Genomic DNA, 21,449 nt, shown 5'->3' with positions numbered 1-21,449 from the left:
GTTGGCCAGTCTCAGGGCAACCCCCATCGCAGCCAAAGCGTAACCTCGATCGGCCGGTTGAACCGTCCGTATCAAAGAAGAGGTGGCTATGGTGCGCTACGCGGCTGCAGCGACTCTCCAGGCTACGCCATGGCCGGGGTTGTCGTGTCGTCACCATCACAAAAAACGAGGCTGATCCGGCGCCCTGATCGGGCCGCACAGGGTCAGGCAGGGCTGTGTCCAGAGCAGGCCAGCCCGACGGACTGGCCTGAGGGTCAGTGACCGATAAACCAGCGGTAGTAGGGGTTGGCCCGCTCCTCTGGGGTCATCTGGCCGACCCCGCGCGCCCAGGCGCCCCTGTCTCCCTGATAGGCATAGAAGGCCACCGAGTAGAAGTGATCCAGCGACTGCCACTGGCGCTCGACCTCTCCCTTGAAGGCCGCATCTGCCTGCTGTAGCGGGGGCGGTGAGCGCAGCGCCAGCAGTTCGGGCAGCACCCGGGTGATCTCGTTGCGCCTGACCCAGGGGGCGTATTCGATGCGCGGCCAGTCATCGGTGACCGGCAGGGCATCACCGGCAAAGCGCAGCAGGCCATCCCTGTCCGTGACCCAGGTGGCCAGCAGGGCGGCGGGTGTGTCTATGCCGACGTCGGCCAGGGCCGCGGTCACCCCGGGCTCGGCGAAGCGCGCCCTTATCCGGGGGACATCCAGCGCCAGCGGGTCGAGGGATCCTATCAACAGCATCTCGTGAAACTCGGTCGTCCACAGGGTGGCGTGAGGAAAGACCTCCACGAAGCTGCGCACCAGGGAGCGACTCTCCTCGCTGTTCTGGGTGGGCAGCGGCAACCACTGGGCCACCATGCCCCCCCGATGCAGGCGCCGGGCGGCCAGCTGATAGAAGTCACGGGAGTAGAGGTTCACCACCCCGGCCGCCGAGGGGGGTGGCGGCTCCAGGGTGATGAGATCGTACTGCTCGTCGCTGCGCAGCAGCTCCCGTCGCCCGTCCCGCAGCCTGATGTCGAGGCGCGGATCATGGACGGCATCGTAGTTGCCCTTGAAGATGGGGGCGGCTTCCAGCACCTCAGGCAGCAGCTCGGCCACCACGGGGCGGGTTAGGCCGGGGTCGCGCAGCATGGCGCCGGCCGTGATGCCGGTGCCAAACCCGATGACCAGGGCCGAATCCGGCTGCTGGCCGTGGATCAGCAGCGGCAGCAAGGCTTGCAGCCGCATGTAGCGCAGCGAGGGCATGGCATCCCCGGTGTTCGAGACCCCCTGAATGTAGAGACGCTGGAAGCGGCGATCCCCCTGCCCCTGGGTGACGACGGCCACAGTGCCCCCCTTGCCCTCATGGTAGTAGGCAAGGTGTCCGTTTCTGGCCCCGGGCAACAGCTCGGCCAGCCGCTGTGGTGGTGTGAGCGCGCCGAGGAGGATCGTCATCAGCGTCATGGCCAGTGTGGCCCCGGCCAGGTAGCGGCGAGGAGCCGGGCTCTGCCAGGTCGCAATGCAGCCAAGCAGGGCCGCCAGCACGGCCAGGAGTGCCAGGGTGCGCACCAGACCAAGGCTCGGGATGAGCAGGAAGCCGGTCAGGGCGACCCCGGCGATGCCCCCCAGGGTGTTGAGGGCCACCAGGGTGCCCACGTCCCGCCCTATCTGCGAGCTGGTGGCCGCCAGCCGCAGGGCCAGTGGAAAGGCGGCGCCGAGCAGTGTGGTGGGGAGGAAGACGGTGGAGAGGGCCACGGTGAGGAAGCGGGCACACATGCCGGCCAGCTCGTTGCCGGTCACTTGCAGGGCCCAGAGCTCCATCTGGGATTGGGCCATCACGAGCCAGCGGCCGAGGCCGGCCACCTGCAACAGCGCCAGCAGGCCGGCCGCGGTGATCAGCAGGCCAAACAGGCCCCAGGGGTTCTGGATGCGCTCGGCTCGCCTCGCATAGAGGGCGCTGCCGAGCATCAGGCCGGTGAGATAGGTGGCCAGAACCACGGCGAACGCAAAGGTGCGGGTGCTCATGAACTGCACTATGGACTGGCTCCAGACCACCTCGTAGCCCAGGGCTATGCCCCCGGCCACGCAATAGAGGGCGATGGCCACTCTGGCCCGGGGTGAGGGGCTGTCCTGGGGCGGGGCGAGGGGGAGGGGCGAGCGCGCCTTGCGACACCAGAGCCAGGCCCCGAGGGCGGCCAGCAGATTCAGGGTGGCGGCGGCGAAGGCGCTGCCATGGACACCGAGCCAGGGCAGCAGCAGGAAGGCGGTCAGCAGGGTGCCGAGGATGGCCCCTGCGGTGTTGGCCGCATAGAGGCCGCCCCCGGCGCTCGCCACCCTGTCACTGGCAGGGGTCAGGGCACGCACCAGGACCGGCAGGGTACCCCCCATCAGCACGGCGGGCAGGCCGACCAGCACGAAGGGCAGCACCCAGGCGAGCAGGCCCAGACTCGCTTCCAGGCGAGCGAACGGCTCGGCCACGTGGGAGAGGGCCAAGGTGGCTCCAACGCCGAGCAGCGCCACGGTCAGCTCGAGCCAGGCGTAGAGGCGCACCGGATCCTGCAGCCGGTCGGCTCTGCGACCGAAATAGAGACCACCGAGGGCAAGGCCGGCAAAAAAGGCACTGATGCCGGTGGTGACGGCATAGACCTCCACCCCCACCACCAGAGAGAGTTGTTTGACCCAGAGTACCTGGTAAATCAGGGCCGCACCGCCGGAGGCGAACAGGAGAGCGGCGGGAAGCAGCATTTTCAAAGAGGCCCGTTGACGGGAGGAGACTTCCACCTTGTCACGGCGGTTGGCAACGGGGGAATGGGCGGCTTTGGACATCGAATGAGCCTTATCGGGCGGGACTATTCCGCACGAGCAGAAGAGAGAAAAAGGTGCCCGCCGGGGCGGGCACCTGGCACGATACTTATTGTTTTTGGTTCATCTTGGCTTCGATCTGCTTGTCCACATTGGCGCGGATCTGGTCGATGCTGAAGCTGGCAGGACGCTGGCTGGGCGGGTAGTCCACGAAGGTCTGCAGGAAGGCCGCGGCCCGCTGGGTCGCCTGTTCCGTGATGAAGACGTTCTTGGTCAGCATGTCATAGTACTGATCGGAGACGATGTCGGCCCGCTCGTACGGATCCATGCGCAGGTTGAAGATCTTCGGCAAGCGCAGGCAGACGAAAGGCTCGCTCCATACCCTCATGCCGCCCGGGATGCGCTGCTCGCAGAACACCACCTTCCAGTTGCCAAAGCGCATGGCCACCAGGTCGGTATCGTCGTTGAAGTAGTAGAACTCGTCGCGAGCCCCCTTGTCGGCCTTGCCGGTGATGTAATCCAGCTGGTTGAAGCCGTCCAGGTGCACCTTGAAGTTCTTGCCACCGAGATCGGTACCCTTGAGCAGTCTCTCCTTGATGTCGGTGTCACCCACAGCGGCCAGCAGGGTCGGGAACCAGTCAAGACCGGAGAACATCTCGGTAGAGACAGTGTCCGGCTTGATGTGGCCCGGCCAGCGCACCATGGCGGGTACCCGGTAGGCCCCTTCCCAGTTGGAGTTCTTCTCGTTGCGGAACGGCGTGGTGGCGGCATCCGGCCAGGAGAACTGGTTCGGCCCGTTGTCCGTGGTGTACACCACTATGGTGTTGTCCGCGATCTTCAGGTCGTCCACCGCCTTGAGGATCTGCCCCACATGGCCATCGTGCTCGATCATGCCGTCGGCATACTCGTTGCCCGGCATGCCGCTCTGCCCCTTCATGGAGTCCCGGACATGGGTGAAGAGGTGCATGCGGGTGGTGTTCATCCAGACGAAGAAGGGCTTGTCGGCCTTGACCTGCTTCTCCATGAAGTTGATGGCGGCCTGGGTGGTTTCGTCGTCTATGGTCTCCATGCGCTTCTTGTTCAGCGGACCCGTGTCCTCGATCTTGCCGTCCGCGGTGGAGTGGATGACCCCACGCGGCGAGGCGCTCTTGACGAATTTTTCGTCATCCTTTGGCCACCACTCGCGCTCCGGCTCTTCCTCGGCATTGAGGTGGTAGAGGTTGCCGAAGAACTCGTCGAAGCCATGGGCGGTCGGCAGGTACTCGTCACGATCCCCCAGGTGGTTCTTGCCGAACTGGCCGGTAGCGTAGCCGTGGGACTTGAGGGCCTGGGCTATGGTGACATCACGGGCCTGCAATCCGACAGGCACGCCGGGCAGACCCACCTTGGACAGACCGGTCCGGAAGATGGTCTGACCCGTGATGAAGGTCGAGCGTCCCGCCGTGCAGCTGTTCTCCGCGTAATAGTCGGTGAACATCATGCCTTCCTTGGCGATGCGGTCGATGTTGGGAGTCTGATAACCGACGACCCCCTTGCCATAGGCGCTGATGTTGGTCTGACCAACGTCGTCACCGAAGATCACCAGGATGTTGGGCTTGTCTGCCGCCATGGCGGCCGAGGCCCCCAGGGCCGTCGCGATGGACAGTGCCAGCCCGGGCATCCATTTTCTTGCAAATGTCATAGTTGTTTCTCCATATCACGCTACATTCCTTGTCCGCGACGGCGAGTGCCGGAAAGCTGATGACGGCGTGTCATCCCGAGACATCCTGCGGCCCTTTCTGCTTGCACTTCCTTACGCTACCTGGGCGACTCGAACGGATAGACACGGCGCCACTCTCTGGCCATGTCCACGACGGTCCAGTTACCCCTGTTCGCTGCACTCAACGCCTTGTCCAGGCGTCCAACCTTGCTGTTCCTGTCATAGGCCCATTCCCGTTTGGCATCGGTGTGATGCACCAGACCGGCGAAGCGCTTGCCTGGCCCCGCCATGGTCCATTGCAGCATCTGCAGGTCGCCATCCGAGTTGCCAAAGGCGAAGAGGGGGCGGCGACCTATGATGCGGTCTATGCTCTCCGGCTTGCCGACCCCATCGTCGTTGTGCACCAGCTTGGGCAGACGCTGGATGCTGAGGCGACCCGCCTTCTCCTCGAAGCGGCTGCCGAGGGTGGTGCCTATCACCTGCTCGGGGGGGATGCCGTACACCTCCTCGGCGAAGGCGCGCATGAAGACCACCTCGCCCCCCGACACTATGTAGGTCTTGAAGCCGTTGGCCCGCAGGTAATCGAGCAGCTCCAGCATGGGCTGGAACACCATCTCGGTGAAACGGCGCCCCGTGGTGGGGTGGCGGGCGGTGTCGAGCCAATGCCGGGCATTCTGGATGAACTGCGCCGAGCTCATGCCGCTGTGGGTGGCGAGCACTATCTGGAGCAGGCCCGCCATGCCGCTCTTGGCCAGGGTCTGCTGATCCCCCTCCAGGGCGGCCTTGAAGGGCTGCTGTTGTTTCCATTCCGGGTGCTCAGGCGCCATCCGCTTGAGCTCGGACAGGGCAAACAGCACCTGGAAATAGGCGGGCTGCTCGCTCCACAGGGTGCCGTCATTGTCGAACACGGCGATCCGCTCGGCGGGGGCCACATAATCCTTGCCCCCTTCCGTCGTCACCGCGGTGACGAAGGCCTCGATGGCCTGGCGCGAGGGGCCATCCTGCCAGGAGGGGAGCGGATCGGCGGCCCGTGCCAGCAAGGGCAGTACGAGCAGCAGCAAGGCACACCAGCGCATGAACGACAGCATGGGGGGATGACGCATTATGACCTCCTTGTATGACGACGATGATCCGGTTCATCCAGCCCAGGATTCAGTGGTTGCAAGGCATGGGGCCGGGATCGGCGATCGGTTGCTTCCATCATGGCCCCTTCGAGGGCCGGCACTATCTGCTCGGCGAGGTCGGCGGTGGCGTCCACTCCCGAGGGCTTGTTGTCAAGGCCGTAGTTGAGTCTGAAGAAGGCTAGCACAGGGTGGAGGCGACTCGTCGGGCCGCTCTTCAGCAAGGGGGCAATGGCCAGCAGCCCGCTGCGCCGCCTCACCCAGAGATAGAGTCCGCCCAGCTCGGCGGGTTGCTGCCGCAACTGGGTGCGTGCGAGGCGCAGTGCGTAGTCGGGGGAGTCGAGCCAGGCGAGCCGGCGATGTGTTCGCCATGTCTGGAGGCGGTGCCACAATACTTGCAGCCGGGGCCGCCCCAGCCAGAGGAGGGCGACCGCCATCAGACCCAGGCCAGCGAGCAGCGCTCCCTGACCGGCCAGGGTGATGCGGGCCTGTTGCCCCAGGGCGTGCAGATCCTCGCTGATGGAGAAGGGGGCCTGATAGGTGCCCGCCGCCGCGCTCAGGGCGACCTCGGGGATCGTCAGCTCCCGGGACTGGCCGCTGCCTGCATCCCACCAGATAAGCCGGATGGGGGGCAGGGTGAAGTGGCCGCTCTGCTCGACCACATAGGTGGCCTTGTCCTCGCGCACGCCCCCCGTGGTGGTCCCGCGCCCGTCGTCCATGGCCATCACACTGGGGGTCTGCACATAACGCCTGAGCCCCTTCACCGCCGCGAAGTGCGGCACCGGCAGCAACATGGCCTGGGCCCCCTCCGCTTCGATGCGCAGCTGACGCTGCACGCTGTCACCCACCCGCAGCGGGGTGTGAGAGCGCTGGATCTGCTGGGTGAAGCGCACCTCGTTGGCGACCAGCTGGGGTGTCTTGCCCCCATGAGGCAGGGCCCTGGCCTGGAAGCTCAGGGCGGGGCTGCCGAGGCTGACCGGCCCCGTGCCCTGCCCGGGCTGAACCTGGAACTGCAGGGGGGGTATCTCGAATGTCTGGGCAAGCTGAGGGGTGATGCGGTAGGTGAACCTCATGCCAAAGAAGGTCTTGCCATCGATCTGCTCGGTCAGATGGCTGGCCTCGCTGCTGGGGGGAGCAACCACGGCCCCCGCCAGCTGGAGGGGGGCCAGCACGGGGGCGGCGGTAAACCAGGTGTCCACCAGCAGATCCACTTCAAGCTTGAGGGTGCCGCCCACGCTCACGCCGTCGGCGGGCACCAGCCTGCTCCGAATGCGGACCTCGGGCTCGGCTGCCTGGGCAAGGGCACCGAGGCCGAGCAGCAGGATGATCAGCAGGGCTCTCATGGGGCAGGCTCCGGCGTGCGCGTGCTGGCCGCATCCTGCAGCAGGAACTTGCGCCTGAGGAACTGGGCCGGCGAGGTGCTGAGGTTGTCGAGCCAGAGCTGATCCGAGCTGGCCTGGGGGGTCTGCTGCTGTTGCGCCTTGCCGCCCTTGGAAGGGGTCTGGTCCTCCAGGGTCTGGTCGGCCTTCTCATCCGGCGTGCCGGCCTCCTGCTGATCCTGGTGATCCTGCTGGAGCGCCCGGGCCAACGCCAGGTTGGCCTTGGCCTCGGGGAAGTCGGGTTGCTGCTTCAGGGCCTGCTGATAGGCGAGGATCGCCTCCGGGAACTTGAACAGCTTTACATAGGTGTTGCCGAGGTAGAAATAGGCATTGGCCGTGTCCAGCCGGGCGAGGCTGGCCTGGGCGAGATCGAAGTCGGCGGCCAGGTAGGCCGAGAGCCCTTTCCAGTAGGGGTCCTTGAAATGGGCCGCCGCCTCGGGGTAGTGGCCCTGCTCGAAGGCCCAGCGGCCCTGTTGATCCGGGGTGAAGAAAGCGTCGGCCAGGGCGTTGGCGTGCGCTGGCGCCGGGGCTGCGCCCAGGAGCAGCATCAGCAACACGCCCCCCAGCCAGTGCACCTGCCAGCCCCGGCGCACGCAGCACAGGGCGATCAGTGCCAGGGGCCAGCACAGCCAGTAACCGGCATCCTGCCAGTGGATCTGCTGATCATCTCCCTGGGCCGCCTGAAAATGCTGCTGGGCGTGCAGCCCAATCCAGTCGAGATCGTCATCGCCTAGGGTCAGGCTGCCCAGGGGGGCATTGGCGGCGCTGGCCAGCCCCTTGAGGGCGGCCTCGTCGAAGCGGCTCACCAGGGGGCGGCCGTCAGGCCCTGTGCGGGGCTGACCCTTCGCATCGCGGAGCAGGGTGCCATCCTGGCTGCCCACCGCCAGGACCAGCACCTGAAGCTGGCTGCCCGCGAGGCGCTTGCCGATGGCATCAAACTGGCTGGGGTCGGCGCCATCGGTCAGCAGGACCAGGGTGCCGGGGGAGTGCTCGGCGGCCAGCAAGCGCTGGGCCTCATCGATCACCCCCAGCACGTCCTTGCCGGGACTGGGCATCAGATCGGTGGCCAGCGCCTGGACGAAGGTGTCCAGCAGGGCGGGATCCTCGGTCGCGGGCAACACCAGGTGAGCGCTGCCGGCATAGGCGATGAGGGCGGTGCGGGCACCGGCCCGGCGCTGGATGAGGTCGTGCAGCTTGTGGCGGATGGCGGCGAGCCGGGTCGGCGGTACGTCATCGGCATCCATGGAGGCGGAGAGATCCACGGCGAGGATGAGCGGGGCCCGATCGTCGAGGAAATCGGGGATATCTTGTTGCCAGGTGGGGCCGGCGGCGGCCAGCCCCCCCAGTACCAGCAGGCTGGCCAGCAGGTGTATGGGGTGCAGGGTACGCTCCCTTGCCGGGGTGATGACCAGGGATGCCACCAGATGGGGGGCTATGATGCCGCGCAGCTGCCGCTTGATGTCGTGGCGACGCAGCCAGAGCAGCGGCAGCACTATCCCCGGCACCATCAGCAGCAGCCAGAGGGGGCGCAGGAAATGGAAGGCCGCCAGATCGATTGTCATGACTCCTCCTCGATACGGGAGGGGGGCATGCGCCTGCCGAGCAGGGCGGCCAGGAGGTGGCACACCAGCAGCAACAGCAGGCTGGCCCCCAGGGGCCACCAGAACAGGTCGCGCTTGGGCTGGTGGCTGAAGGTCTTCACCCTATGGGGGGTCAGCTCGTCCAGGGCGGCATAGACAGCGTGCAGTGCCTGGCGATCGTCGGCCCTGAAGAAACGCCCGCCCGTGGTGTTGGCGATCTCCATCAGCACCTGCAAGTCGACCTTGGCATCGCCGCTGGCCGCCGGATCGCCTATGCCAATGGTGTGCACCCTGATCCCCCGGTCGCGGGCCAGCTGGGCGGCGTGGACCGGGGTGATGGCGCTGCCGGTGTCATTGCCGTCCGTCAGCAGGATCAGCACCTTCTCTTGCTCCCGGGTCTTCTCCAGCAGCTTGATGGCCAGGCCAATGGCATCCCCGAGCGCCGTATTGGGGCCCGCCATGCCGATGCCGACCTCATCGAGCAGCAGTTGCAGGCTGGCGTGATCCAGGGTCAGCGGCGCCTGGGGGTAGGCGCCGGTGCCAAAGACGATGAGGCCGAGGCGATCCTCCTTGCGGCGCTGGATGAAGTCCTGCACCGCCCCCTTCACCGCGCTCAGGCGATCGCTCTGGCGGCCATCCGGGGTGGTGTAATCCCGGGTCTCCATGGACTGGGAGATGTCGATGGCCAGCATGATGTCGCGGGTGGGGCTGTCATGGCGAATGGGGGGCTCGATCAGCACGGGGCGGGCGCAGGCCGTCACCAGCAGCGCCCAGACCAGCAGGTTGAGACCAAGCTGCCAGCGTCCCCCGCCCAGGGTGCGGGGAGACTGGCCAAGGGCCTGATCCATGGCGGCGAAGAAGGGCACGCGCAGGGCACTGCGGGCGGCGCGATAGGGGGGCAGATAGCGGTAGGCCAGCCAGGGCAGGGGCAGCAGGAGCAGTGCCCAGGGGGCGTCAAACTGCCACATGATGCTCTCCTATCCAGCGTCGGCTGAGCTGGAAGATCTCATCGATGCGGCCGTGGGGGATGTCCAGCACCCGGCTGGACGGGGCATAGGCCAGGGTAAACAGATCCTCTGCAAATTGGGAGGGCAGGGGGAAGGGGGCGCTGCGGGTCAGGAATGCCATCCAGGCGTCGCCACCGAGCGGCCGGGCGCCCTCGCCGCCGGGCATGGAGATCGCCACCCGCTTGAGCAGACCGGGCAGTGCCCGCAGGGCCGCCAGGCGGGATTGGGGGTCGGCGAGGGAAAGACGCAGCGCCTCTAGCCGTGCCTGCGCCTCCCGGCGGTAGCGATCGCGCCGCCATTGCCACCAGCGGCGCCCTCCCCAGAGCAGGAGCAGGGAGAGGACGATCAGCAGCAACAGCAGCCAGCCCCAGGTCTGGGGCAGATAGCTGACCGGGGGCGTGGGGATGGCCAGCTCCTTGAGTTGACTGATGCTGGGGATCTGGGCCGTCATCGCGCGCTCCCGGTCAGGCGGCCGAGCTCCAGGCGCAATTGCCCCAGCACCTCCTCCCCCGTGCTGAACATCATCAGGGGCACCCGACTGCGACGCAGCAGCTCTGCCACGTCCCGCAGGCGACCGGAGAGGAAGTCGCCGAGCGGCCCGTGCACCTGGCGCTTGTCCACCTGCAGCTCCCGTTGTACCGAGCCCTGGGTGATGGTGATCCTGCCCTTGTCGGGGAATTGCAGGGCGATGGGGTCATAGACCTGCATGGCGATCACGTCGTTGTGGGCGCTGAGCTGGCGCAGCAGCTGCAAGGTCTGATCGCCGGCACCGGCGAAGTCGCTGATGATGCAGATGAGGTGGTCGTGGCCGGCACTGGCGAGGCAGTGGCGCAATACCGTATCTAGCCTGTCCGGCTGGCCGGCCTCCGGCAGGGCGGCATGGAGGGCGTGATTGGCACGGATCACGGCGGCGCACAGGGCTTCGATGCGGGCGCGGCTGCGCTGGGGGCGGATATGCTCCAGGGTCTCATCGCCAAAGACCAGGCCGCCGACCCTGTCGCCGGCATGAAATGCCATCCAGGCGCAGAGGGAGGCCAGCTGGGCCGCCGCCACCGACTTGAAGCAGTGACGGGAGCCGAAATACATGTTCATCCGCTGATCCACCAGCAGCAGGGTCGGGCGGTCGCGCTCCTCGGTAAAGGTGCGCACGAAGGGTTTGCCGTAACGCAGGGTGGCGCGTGCGTCCAGGTGACGAAGATCATCCCCCGGGGTGTAGTTGCGCAGCTCGTCGAAGCTCAGACCGCGCCCCCGCAGGCGGGAGGCATGGGCACCCGAGAGAATGCTCGACAGGGGCTGGCGGGAGAGGAAGCTGAGCCCGCGGCTGTGGTGCTCCAGCGCCATTAGCTGGGGAAGGGAGGCATATACGAAGCCATCTGGCGAGCGCAGGTCCGTCTCTGCTGTCATGGTGCTCCCTAGGCCGGAATGGCCACCTTGTCGAGCAGTCGGTCGATGACATCATCCCCGTTGACCCCGTCGGCGATGGCATCGTAGGAGAGCTGCAGCCGGTGGCGCAGCACAGGGTGCACCACGGCGCGAACGTCATCGGGCGAGACGAAGTCGCGCCCTGACAGCCAGGCTTGCGCCCGGGCGACCCTGTCCAGGCTGATCCCGCCCCGCGGGCTGGCGCCGATGGCGATCCAGCGGGCGAGGTCGGCATCCACCTCGGCCGGGTGGCGAGTGGCATTGATGAGGGCCATCAGGTAGGTGTCGATGGCCTCGGAGACATGGATGGCTGCCACCTCGCGCCTCGCCGCGAAGATGACCTCCTGGGGCAGGTGGCTCGGTTGGGGATGTTCCCCCGCCTGCTGCCGATCCTCGCCCCGGATCAGGCGCAGGATGCGGATCTCGTCCTCCACCTTCGGATAGTCCAGTTGCAGCTTCATCAGGAAGCGGTCCATCTGGGCCTCCGGCAACGGATAGGTACCCTCCTGCTCTATGGGGTTCTGGGTGGCCAGCACCATGAACAGAGAAGGCATGGGGTAGCTATGCCCCGCCACCGTGATCTGGCGCTCCTCCATGGCTTCGAGCAGGGCGGCCTGCACCTTGGCGGGGGCGCGGTTGATCTCGTCGGCCAGGATGACGTTGCCAAACAAGGGGCCCTGCTGGAAGCGGATCTGGTTGCCGCTGGGGGTTTGCTGGAGGATTTCGCCCCCTGTGATGTCAGAGGGCAGCAGATCCGGGGTGAACTGGATGCGGCTCATCTGCGCATCAAGGTGGGTCGCCAGTGCCTTGACGGTGCGGGTCTTGGCGAGCCCGGGCAGGCTCTCCAGCAACACATGGCCGTTGGCCAGGAGCCCAAGCAGCACGTGGCGTATGGTATCGGCCTGGCCGAATACCAGCTCGGCGACATTGGCCTCCAGCTGGGCAATCTGTTCGCGTGTCGTCACCATTGCATTCCTTGGCAGAGTGAGGTTCGCTCATCGACGGCATCCCCATGGGGCGGCGCGATGATCCGTCAGATCCAGACTAACAAGCTTTTTGTTAACAACTGAACAACCATAACACAGCATCTCGGCGCTATCGTAGTGAGAACATTACCGTTTCTCAATTACCCATTTGTGACGCCAAGTGCTGACGCAGATGCCTGGTTTGCGCCAGGCCAGGTCGCCAGGGGGGCGCGAAATGGGGTACGAATGCTCCCCATTTCGAGGATCATTTGGTCCAGTAGGGTTCGATGGCCAGCAGCCTGGGATCCTGCGGGGCTGCCTTGCGCATCCGCTTGACGTATCCGAAGGCTTCCTCCTGTTCACCGGCAATGGCATGGAGGTAGATCAGGGTGTAGAGCAAGTCGGGATCGTCCGGCGCCTGCGCCAGCCCCGCCCGCAGGGCTGCCAGCGCCTCCTCGCGCCGGTTCAGCTGGGAGAGCAGCAGACCCTGGTTGTAGCGGATCCGCACGTTGCCAGGCAGTTCGGCGGCGGCCTTGTCCAGCCAGTCGACCGCCTCTTCGGCCTTGCCCCGCTCCACCAGCAGCAGCGCCAGCATGTAGGCGAGATTGCCATGGTCGGCGACCGGCATCTTGTCCAGGGCGACGCCGTCGCGCAGCAGGGTTTCCGCTTCATCCAGCTGCTGGGCCGCGCTGGCGAGGGTCACCAGATTGACCCGGGCCGGCACGAAGTAGGGATCCATCCTAAGGGCCTGGCGATACTCGTCCATCGCCTCCTGCTGGCGCCCCTGGCGCGAGAGCAGCACCGCCAGATTGAGGCGACCACCCGGCAGATCCGCATTGCCACGCAGGCGCCGCTCATAGTCGGCAAGCAGGTGCTGGAATCCTGCCCGCTCGGCCTCGGGCAAGCGCTCCGGCGGTATGTCGGCGAGAGCCCGAATGGCCTCGTCCCGCACCGCCAGGGTCGGGTCCCGCAGCAAGGGCAGGAGGTCGTCGAGTCGCGCCATGGGGGGCGTGTTGGCAAAGCCAGAGACGGCATAGGCCCGCACCAGGGCACTGTCGTCCTTGAGGGCGAGACGCAGCTCAGGGATGGCAGGCAAGCCGAGATCGGCCAGCTGCTCGGCCGCGGTGGCCCGCACTATGGCAGGTTTGCTCTTGTCCGCCAGCAAGGGAGGGAGCAGGGCAAGGGGGGAGCCCTGGCCGCTACGCACGGCATGGAAGCTCTCCCCGTAGTGGGGTGGGCGTTTGGGTTTGCCATACCAGGTGTCGATGGCCTTGGCCGCCCAGGCGGGCTCCTTGTCCTGATGACAGGCGGTACAGGCATCCGGGCTTCCTGTCCTGGCCGCCAGATCGGGGCGGGGGATGCGCAGGCTGTGGTCACGGCGCGGGTCGACCACCATGTAGGTCTTGGTCGGCATGTGGCAGTTGACGCACTGTGCCCCGGCGCTGCCTGGCTCATGGTGATGGTGGGCCTTGCTGTCGTACTCCCTGGCCTGCAGGCTCGGGAAGCGGCTCGCCGGGGGCTGGGGGTTGTGGCACTGGAGGCAGAGGCCGTTACCCTCCAGCTTGATCTTGGTGGTGTGGGGATTGTGGCAATCGGTGCAGCCCACCCCGGCGGCGGACATCTTGCTCTGCACGAAGGAGTCAAACTCGTAAACCTCGCCATCTATCTGGCCATCCGCATGATAGAGGGAGGCCCGCAGCGTGGTGGGCAGGCTCTGATCCAGTTGCGGATGACCCGGCTGCTGACCGGTCCCCAGCCCTTGACGCCGGCTGTGGCAGAAGGCGCACTGCTCCACCTGCCCCTTGCTGTCGAGCGCTCTGGTGTCGACGCCGAGACCATAGTGATCATCCGGTGCCTTGGCGCTGCCGCCCGCCTTGTGCTGATTGGCCCAGGTCACATGGCTCTGGCTCGGGCCGTGGCAGGCCTGGCAGCCGACGGTCTGCTCGTGCCAGGTGGTGGTGAAGCTGTCGCTCTTGTCGTCGTAGCCCTTGTCGAGGGCGGTGGAGTGGCAATCCGCGCACATGGCGTTCCAGTTCTGGTAGCGGCCAGTCCAGTGCAGGGGATCGCTGGTGGCAAAGCGCTGGCCGGGATAGAGGGAGAACCAGCGTTGTCCGCCTTCCTCCTTCGGGCGGCTGTCCCAGGCCAGGGTCAGGGCTTGCAGGCGGCCGCGGGAGAGGGCGACCAGGTATTGCTGCAAGGGATCATGGCCGAAGGTGTAGAGGATTTTGACGTCAACCGGCTTGCCATCTTCCCCCTCGAGATTGACGAAATAGTCCTCTCCCTTGCGAAAGAAGCGGGCCTTGACGTCAGCCTCGTCGAAATGGGCGTCGTTGAAATCCCCCAGTACGTTGTCAGGGGTGGCGTGGCGCATGGCCCAGGCATGGTCGGACCCCTTCCATTGGGCCACCTGGCTGTCGTGACAGCCAAGGCAGCTCGCCTCGGCGGCATAGCCCTCGGCCTTGGCGGCCAGCCGAGGGAGCTGACCTGGGCTGGCCGGCTCCGCTGCGGCATGGGCCAGGGTGGCGATGCACAAGAGCCCCCCCCAGAGGGCGGATAACAAGCATGTCATGACCCTGCGCGGCAACCCGCCCTGATAACGCCTCTCCCTCACTGATCGCTCCTTGATCCTGTATCACCCCGGCTCTGGCGGCTTGCCTGTGTCCGGGATGGTGCTCCCCTGCCGCTCGGCATCGAGGTCGCTGGCGTGGTCATGTGTCCGACATGATTGATTTTTCTGATTATTTAACTATCACTAAGCGCCAACAGCATCAAGTGCTAAATGGCAACCTGATGTGCAGACCCGTCTGAGGAGCCAGCCGCTGTCTGGTCTGGACGGCCATTCGTTCATCTCCTGCCGTTGATTGAACCGCCTCGTGACATGCCGCCCGGGCCAGCAGGGCGCGGATTGTGAAAGCGCCCGTCGAACGCCAGGGCGAGATCTGTCGCCCCCAAACGATGGGGGCAACAGGATATGACGGCTCAAGATCAGCACGCCTGTCTACATGGTCCAGAACAGGACTCGGGCGGCCACCCTATCACGCGCCCAGATGCTGCTGGAAGAAGGGCACCAGTTGCGCCAGGGCCTGACCGGTGGCCTCGGGCTGGTCGTACAGATCGTAATGGCTGGCCCCGGGCACCATCTGCATCGTCTTGTGCGCCGAGCGGGCGCGGCGATACAGCTCCTGGCCATCGGCATAAGAGCCGAAGGCACCAGGCACGGCGCCAAAGACCACGTGCAGGGGCTGGGTCAGCAGCACTTCGGCCAGGTGGAAGGCATCCCAGCCCAGGGCAGCACCCGCACTGGTGAGGCGCAGCTTGTTGGGGGAGCCCGGCTGCTGGCCGCGCGGCGTCAGGTAGTAGTCGATGGCTTGCAGCATGTCCACGTCCTTGATGCCTGCCCGCTCGCACTCCCCCCGGTTGGCGAAGGGGATGTAACCCACTATCAGGGGGTCGGCGCCGCGCGCCTCGGCGGTGCGCTGCTTGCCGATGAGCGCCAAGGTCTTGAGGGCGGCATCGGGTGAAGTGTCGCCGTCACGCATCATGCGGCCGTAGTTGGTGGCAACCACAGTGCCCACGGCCTTGATGCGTTTCTCTGTCATGGCGACATTGGCCGCATAGGCGCCGCCGCCGCACACCCCCAGTACGCCGATCCTCTCCTCATCGACGTAGGGCAGGGTAACCAGGTAGTCCACCGCGCAGCGAAAGTCTTCGACGCGGGTGGCGGGGTCTTCGCTAAAGCGCGGCTCGCCGCCGCTGGCGCCCTGGGTGGAAGCATCAAACGCCAGGGTAATGAAACCCGCCTTGCTGAGTGCTTCGCCATAGATGGCGCCAGCGGTTTGCTCCTTGCAACTGCTGATGGGGTGGGCGCAGATGATGGCCGCATACTGCTTGCCGGCATCGAAGTCCTCGGGCAGGCGCAGGGTGGCGGCCAGATCCCAGGTGCGGTTCTTGAACGTAACGGATTGCATCGTCGTCATGGGGTTCTCCTCTCAGGGATATGGGGTTACAGGTGTGTCTTGTAGAAAGGCGCCAGTTTGTCCATGGCAGCCTCGACCAGGTGCGGCAGGTCGTACATGCCGATGTGGGTACCGCCCTCGACAATCAGCAGCTCCTTCTCCTGGCTGGCGGCCCTTTGGTGCAGCGCTTCACTCATCCAGCGGGTGCCTGCGTCACTGCCGGCGATGACCAGCAGTGGCTGGGTGAGGAACAGCTCCACCTTGCTGAAGGCATCGTAGGTCACCAGTTGTGCCAGGCTGCGGGTGGGCAGCTTGCTGGGCGCATTGCCGTGTCGGGCACGGTCGGTGCGGTAGTAGTCGAACGCTTCGGCGAGATCGGGGTGCGGGGCATCCTCGGGGCGCTCGGGCGTGGTGGGCAGATACTGGATCGCTTCACCATTGGCCTCTGCGGTGCGGGCCGCCATCGCCAGGTCGCGCAGCGCCAGGCACTCCTGTGGCTTGGCGCTGTTTTCCCAGCCCTGTCGGTACATCTGGCCGTAGTTCACTGCGCTGACAGTGCCGATGGCCTGGATGCGGGTATCCATCATGGCGGCGTGGGCGGCATAGCCCCCACCGGCGCAGATGCCCATGACCCCGATGCGGCCGCTGTCGACCCACTCCAGCGTCGTGAGGTAATCGACGGCCGCGCTGATGTCTTCGACGCGGGCATAGGGATTTTCAAGTTGCCTTGGCTCACCGCCGCTTTCACCCTGGTAGCTGGCGTCGAAGGCCAGGGCAATGAAACCGGCCTCGGCCAGCCTGGCGGCGTAAAGCCCGGCCGTCTGCTCCTTGACGCCGCCAGAGGGGTGGACGCAGACGATGGCCGGGTAGCGGACACCGGGCTGAAGGCTGGCTGGCATATGGAGATGACCGGCCATGACGAGCGGGGGATTGGCAAAGCGGACTGCATGCATCAGTTTTTCCTCGGGTGGACAAAACGCCATCGATTGGCAGTGAAGGGAGCATATCCCCCCGAGGGTGATCTGATTAGCCAGGATAATCTGAATGCTTTAATACTGATTTCTTATCAATGATGGCATGGTCCTCGCCGGTGAGGCGCGCGATAGCGCAGATGTCCCGTGCTTTTGGCGTCAGGCAATCGGGGGCAGGGGGAGCTGGTTCGGATATGGAGAGGTTGTTGGGGACTGGCCCGGGCCATTGCACCGCGCTTCAGAGTGCGGTGATGAATCGGTTGATGGATATAATCAGAAGTCTTCTATCTTCATTTCTTATCAATCATGAAAGAAAACCTCAATGAACTGGCCGCCTTCATGGCGGTCGCACGGGAGCAGAGTTTCACCCGGGCCGCAGGCAAGCTGAATACCTCCCAGTCGGCGATCAGTCAAACGGTGAAAAACCTGGAACAGCGGTTGGGGCTCAAGTTGCTCTCCCGCACCACCCGCAGCGTCACCCCCACCGAAACCGGTGAACGCCTGATGGCTCTGGTGGGGCCGGCCCTGGAGCAGCTCGATGCCGGCCTGGCCCAGATTGCCGCGTTGCGAGACAAGCCGGCAGGGACCATACGCATCACGGCGGACGAGTACGCCATCAATGCGGTGCTCTGGCCAAAGATCAAAGGCTTCCTGCATCAATATCCGGATATCCGGATTGAGCTGACCACGGACTATGGCCGGGTAGACATAGTCGCGGAGCGCTACGACGCCGGTGTCCGGCGGGGCGGGCTCATCGCCAGGGACATGATTGCCATCCCCATCAGCGGTGACATCAAGATGATGGTGGTGGGGGCACCTCACTACCTGCAACTCAGGGGCCATCCCAAGCGACCCCAGGAGCTGGCCAATCATCACCAGTGCATCAATCTGCGGCTGCCCACCCATGGCGGCTTCTTCTCGTGGAGCTTCATGGAGAGCGGGCGGGAGCTCAAGATCAGGGGGGAGGGGCCACTGGTGTTCAACAGCATAGGCAATGTGCTGGACGCCGCCCTGGCTGGCTACGGGCTGGCCTATGTCCCCCAGAGCATGGCCGAGCCCCATCTGCAGGCGGGAAGGCTGGAGGAGGTGCTGGCCGGATACAACATGGTGCATCCCGGTTATCACCTCTACTACACCAGCCGATTGCAGGCATCCCCCGCGTTTTCGCTGCTGCTCGAGGCGCTGAGGCACAGAGGCTGATCCCTGAGGGCCGAGCCGCCACGGTCAGGGGGTGGCCGCCTGCGCCTGAGCGGTGGCGTCCCTGGCGGGGTCATCGCGCCCCCCCAGGGCCAGGTAGAGATCCGCCATGGTGTTGAGCTGGCTCTGCTGCTGGGCGAGCAGGGCCAGCTCGGCATCCCAGCGGCGATTCTGCTCGTCCAGCCACTCCTGTCCCGGGCTGTTGCCCGCCTCGTAGCGCACCCGGGCCAGGCGATCCGCCTCGATGGCGTAGCCTTGCTGCTGGGTGAGACGGGTCAGCTGGGCCTCGCCATAGCGGCGGGCGGCCAGGGCGTTCTCCACCTCGAACAGGGCATCGAACAGTCGCTGGCGAAACTCGGCCTGGGCTATCTGGTAGTCGTTCTCGCTGCTGGCGACGGCGATCCGGTTGTTGTTGTACTCGAGGAAGGGGAGGGTCAGGGCGGCCCCCAGGCTGCCTACCGGATTTTCCAGCACCTGGGCCAGCCTGTCCGAGGCGGTGCTGGCGCTGCCGGTCAGGGTCAGGGCCGGGTAGAAGCTGGTGCGCACCTCATCCCCCCTGGCGAGGGTCTTGCGCAGGCGCAGCTCGGCGGCCTTCACGTCCGGGCGTCGGGCCAGCAGATCGGCCGGGATGCCGACGGCGATGGCCGGGATCGGGGTCAGGGGCAGGCCATTTGGCTCGAACGGCACCGGCCCGCGGTTGCGACCGAGCAGCTGCAGCAGGGCATTGCTGGCCGCGACCCTCTGGCTGCGCAGGCTGGCCTGGGCCGCCTGCTTGCCGGCGAGCTGTGCGCTGGCCTGCACCAGATCCAGGCGCGGCACGGCGCCCGCCTCATACTTGACGCGGGTCAGGCGCAGTGTCTCGCTGAGATTGGCGAGCTGACGCTCCCCCAGGGTGATGGCGCTATTGAGATAACCGAGTTGCCAGTATTGCTGCAGGGCCTGGCGGATCAGGCTCTGGCGGGTGGCGGCGAGATCCTCGGCGCTGGCGGCTGCCTCCCAGCTTGCCTGATCCCGCACCGCCGCCAGCTTGCCCCACAAGTCCAGCTCATAGCTGACGGTCAGGGTGGGGCCCATGCTGTGGCTGCTGACGCCGCTCTTGAGGTTCTTGTTGCCGTTGGCATCCAGACTGGCATTGACCCCTGGGGTCAGGTTGGTGTCGGCCTGATCGGCGGCGAGGCGTGCTCCCCTGAGCCTGAGTCCCGCCACGTGGAGATCCGTGTTGGCGGCGAGCACCGCCTCGACCAGGGCGTCGAGGGCCGGGTCGTGAAAGCCTCGCCACCAGGGACCGGACGACGGGGCCGCGGCCAGGGCATCTTGCTGTTGCCACTGGGCGGGCAGGGCATAATCTTCCCTGTGATAGGGGCTTGGCTGGGCGCAGGCCCCGAGGAGCAGGGCGAGGCCGAACCAGGGCAGTCTGAGTCTTTTCATGTTCACCATTGCGAGTCTCATCATCACTCCCTGGCCAGGGCGACCACGGGGTCGAGGCGGGCGGCGTTGCGGGCGGGCAGGTAACCAAACAGGATGCCGATCAGGGTGGAGCAGGCAAACGCCATCAGGATGGAGAAGAGGGAGAACTGCATCTGCATCGCATCGACCAGGGAGGAGAACAGCAGGCCGATGAGGAGGGCGAGCCCGACCCCGAGTACGCCCCCCAGCAGGCTGACCATCACGGCTTCGATCAGAAACTGCTGCAAGATGTCGGACTGGCGGGCGCCGACCGCGATGCGGATCCCTATCTCCCGGGTGCGCTCCACCACCGAGACCAGCATGATGTTCATGACCCCGACGCCGCCGACGATGAGGGAGATCACCGCGATGGCGGAGACCAGCAGGGTCAGGGTGGCGGTGGTCTTCTCCACCGACTGCAATATCTTGTCGCTGCTGAAGGTGAAGAAATCCTTGCTGCCGTGGCGCTGGCGCAGCAGGGCGATGACCTCTCGCTCCGCCAGGGCCGGCTGGACGCCATCGCGCACCCTCAGGGTTATCTGGTTGAAGTGGCTCTGGGAGATGAGGCGGCTCATCACGGCGCGGTAGGGCAGCCAGACGCTCACCGACTGGCTCGGCTGGCGAAAGCCGGTCTCCTCCTTGATGAGGCCGATGATCCGCACCGGCAGGGTGCCGATGAGCAGCACCTTGCCGATGGGATCCTCGTCGCCGAGCAGCCCCTTGATGCTGTCGGCGTCGACCACGGCCAGGGGGGCCCGATCCAGGCTGTCCCGCTCGCTGAACAGGCGACCGCCGACCAGGGTCATCCCCTTGACCCGGAAGAAGTCGCTGCTCACCCCGTTCACGGTGCCGCTCTTGGTCTGGTTGCGATAGCGCAGCTGCGCCGAGGTGGAGAGCTGGGGGCTGGCCCCCTCCAGATAGGGTTGGCCCTGGAGGGCACGCAGATCTCCCTCGTTCAGGGTGCGGATGCTGGCGGCCTTCTCGTCGCCCCAGTCCTTGCCGGGGAAGATGTCGATGGTGTTGGTGCCCATGGCATTGATCTCGCCTATCACCTTGGCGCGGGCCCCCTGGCCCAGCGCCACCACGCTCACCACGGCGGCGATGCCGATGATGATGCCGAGCATGGTGAGGAAGGTGCGCATGCGATGGGCCAGCATGGCGTGCAGCGCCATGCGCGCGGCCTCGCGGTAGCGATCCAGCCCCTGGCTGCCCTTGGGGATGGCGGCAGGGGTCGGTGGCGGAGGTAGAGAGGCGGGGCTGCCGCTGTCGCTCTGCACCCGGCCATCCTTGAGGGTGATGATGCGGTCGGCATGGTCCGCCACCGCCATGTCGTGGGTCACCAGTATGATAGTGTGGCCCAGGCCATGGAGCTCCTTCAAGATGGCCATCACCTCCTTGCCGCTCTGGCTGTCGAGGGCGCCGGTCGGCTCGTCGGCCAGGATCACTTCGCCGCCATTGGCCAGGGCCCGGGCGATGCTGACCCTTTGTTGCTGGCCACCGGAGAGCTGACCCGGGGTGTGGTGGCTGCGATCACTCAAACCCAGTCGGGTGAGCAGGGCCCGGGAGCGGGCATGGCGATCCGCCTTGGCCATGCCGGCATAGACGGCGGGGATCTCCACGTTGGCGGCGGCATCCAGGTGCGGCAGCAGGTGATAGCGCTGAAAGATGAAGCCGAAGTGGTGGCAGCGTAGCCTGGCCAGGGCCAGGGCGTCCAGGCTTGCCGTCTCCTGGCCGCGAAAGCGGTAGTGACCCTCGCTCGGCCTGTCCAGGCAGCCCAGCAGATTCATCAGGGTGGACTTGCCCGAGCCCGAGGCGCCGACGATGGCCACCATCTCCCCGGCCTGGATGGCAAGGTTCAGGGGGTGCAGCACAGTCACCTCCTGCTCCCCGCTCAGGTAACGGCGACTGACTCCCTCGAGTTCGATGAGGGGGGCGTCGATAGAG

Annotated in this window: 15 protein-coding genes; 1 reads left to right on the top strand and 14 read right to left on the bottom strand. The window is 66.0% G+C overall.

Annotated features, from left to right (window positions below; translation table 11 throughout):
• Positions 1 to 254 precede the first annotated feature (254 nt).
• From ACEUCR_RS04995 to ACEUCR_RS04940, 12 genes are all read right to left on the bottom strand, one after another.
• Complete coding sequence (locus tag ACEUCR_RS04995; RefSeq protein ID WP_408788484.1) at positions 255 to 2,786, bottom strand: fused MFS/spermidine synthase; 2,532 nt, start codon at positions 2,784 to 2,786, stop codon at positions 255 to 257.
• An 85-nt stretch (positions 2,787 to 2,871) separates the two neighbouring features.
• A complete protein-coding gene (locus ACEUCR_RS04990) occupies positions 2,872 to 4,443 on the bottom strand; it encodes an arylsulfatase (protein ID WP_111875001.1) in 1,572 nt (523 codons plus the stop codon).
• 116 nt (positions 4,444 to 4,559) lie between these two features.
• Positions 4,560 to 5,564 carry an HAD family hydrolase gene (locus ACEUCR_RS04985; RefSeq protein ID WP_408788482.1) on the bottom strand — a complete coding sequence of 335 codons (1,005 nt, stop codon included), beginning with the start codon at positions 5,562 to 5,564 and terminating at the stop codon, positions 4,560 to 4,562.
• A complete protein-coding gene (locus ACEUCR_RS04980) occupies positions 5,564 to 6,925 on the bottom strand; it encodes a hypothetical protein (protein ID WP_408788480.1) in 1,362 nt (453 codons plus the stop codon). Before ACEUCR_RS04980 ends, ACEUCR_RS04985 begins: the two co-directional genes overlap by 1 nt.
• Complete coding sequence (locus ACEUCR_RS04975; RefSeq protein ID WP_408788477.1) at positions 6,922 to 8,523, bottom strand: VWA domain-containing protein; 1,602 nt, start codon at positions 8,521 to 8,523, stop codon at positions 6,922 to 6,924. Before ACEUCR_RS04975 ends, ACEUCR_RS04980 begins: the two co-directional genes overlap by 4 nt.
• A complete protein-coding gene (locus tag ACEUCR_RS04970; RefSeq protein ID WP_408788475.1) occupies positions 8,520 to 9,509 on the bottom strand; it encodes a vWA domain-containing protein in 990 nt (329 codons plus the stop codon). The genes ACEUCR_RS04975 and ACEUCR_RS04970 overlap by 4 nt, the downstream gene beginning before the upstream one ends.
• Positions 9,496 to 9,999: a DUF4381 domain-containing protein gene (locus ACEUCR_RS04965; RefSeq protein WP_408788473.1), complete on the bottom strand. Its 504-nt coding sequence runs from the start codon at positions 9,997 to 9,999 to the stop codon at positions 9,496 to 9,498. The genes ACEUCR_RS04970 and ACEUCR_RS04965 overlap by 14 nt, the downstream gene beginning before the upstream one ends.
• Positions 9,996 to 10,952 (bottom strand): DUF58 domain-containing protein, encoded by a 957-nt coding sequence (locus ACEUCR_RS04960; protein WP_408788470.1) that lies wholly within the window; start codon positions 10,950 to 10,952, stop codon positions 9,996 to 9,998. Before ACEUCR_RS04960 ends, ACEUCR_RS04965 begins: the two co-directional genes overlap by 4 nt.
• Positions 10,953 to 10,960: 8 nt before the next feature.
• Positions 10,961 to 11,938 carry an AAA family ATPase gene (locus ACEUCR_RS04955; protein ID WP_456319338.1) on the bottom strand — a complete coding sequence of 326 codons (978 nt, stop codon included), beginning with the start codon at positions 11,936 to 11,938 and terminating at the stop codon, positions 10,961 to 10,963.
• A gap of 262 nt (positions 11,939 to 12,200) precedes the next feature.
• Positions 12,201 to 14,504 carry a tetratricopeptide repeat protein gene (locus tag ACEUCR_RS04950; RefSeq protein WP_408788467.1) on the bottom strand — a complete coding sequence of 768 codons (2,304 nt, stop codon included), beginning with the start codon at positions 14,502 to 14,504 and terminating at the stop codon, positions 12,201 to 12,203.
• A gap of 466 nt (positions 14,505 to 14,970) precedes the next feature.
• Positions 14,971 to 15,912, bottom strand: coding sequence for an alpha/beta hydrolase (locus ACEUCR_RS04945; protein WP_408788464.1), 942 nt, complete (start codon positions 15,910 to 15,912; stop codon positions 14,971 to 14,973).
• 26 nt (positions 15,913 to 15,938) lie between these two features.
• The gene (locus ACEUCR_RS04940) at positions 15,939 to 16,844 is read right to left on the bottom strand and encodes an alpha/beta hydrolase (protein ID WP_408788461.1); all 906 of its coding nucleotides are present in this window, start codon (positions 16,842 to 16,844) and stop codon (positions 15,939 to 15,941) included.
• 324 nt (positions 16,845 to 17,168) lie between these two features.
• On the opposite strand from ACEUCR_RS04940, the gene ACEUCR_RS04935 reads away from it, so the two are divergent.
• Positions 17,169 to 18,062: a LysR family transcriptional regulator gene (locus ACEUCR_RS04935; RefSeq protein ID WP_042000043.1), complete on the top strand. Its 894-nt coding sequence runs from the start codon at positions 17,169 to 17,171 to the stop codon at positions 18,060 to 18,062.
• A 24-nt stretch (positions 18,063 to 18,086) separates the two neighbouring features.
• Here the strand turns inward: ACEUCR_RS04935 and ACEUCR_RS04930 are convergent, their stop codons facing one another.
• Both ACEUCR_RS04930 and ACEUCR_RS04925 read right to left on the bottom strand, forming a co-directional pair.
• Complete coding sequence (locus ACEUCR_RS04930; RefSeq protein ID WP_408788458.1) at positions 18,087 to 19,487, bottom strand: efflux transporter outer membrane subunit; 1,401 nt, start codon at positions 19,485 to 19,487, stop codon at positions 18,087 to 18,089.
• A gap of 23 nt (positions 19,488 to 19,510) precedes the next feature.
• Positions 19,511 to 21,445, bottom strand: coding sequence for a MacB family efflux pump subunit (locus tag ACEUCR_RS04925; RefSeq protein ID WP_408789048.1), 1,935 nt, complete (start codon positions 21,443 to 21,445; stop codon positions 19,511 to 19,513).
• Between the last annotated feature and the right edge of the window lie 4 nt (positions 21,446 to 21,449).

Origin of the sequence: Aeromonas bivalvium, assembly GCF_046078285.1 — a bacterium.
GTDB lineage: Bacteria > Pseudomonadota > Gammaproteobacteria > Enterobacterales > Aeromonadaceae > Aeromonas > Aeromonas bivalvium.
This window is presented reverse-complemented; position numbering and strand designations above follow the sequence as displayed.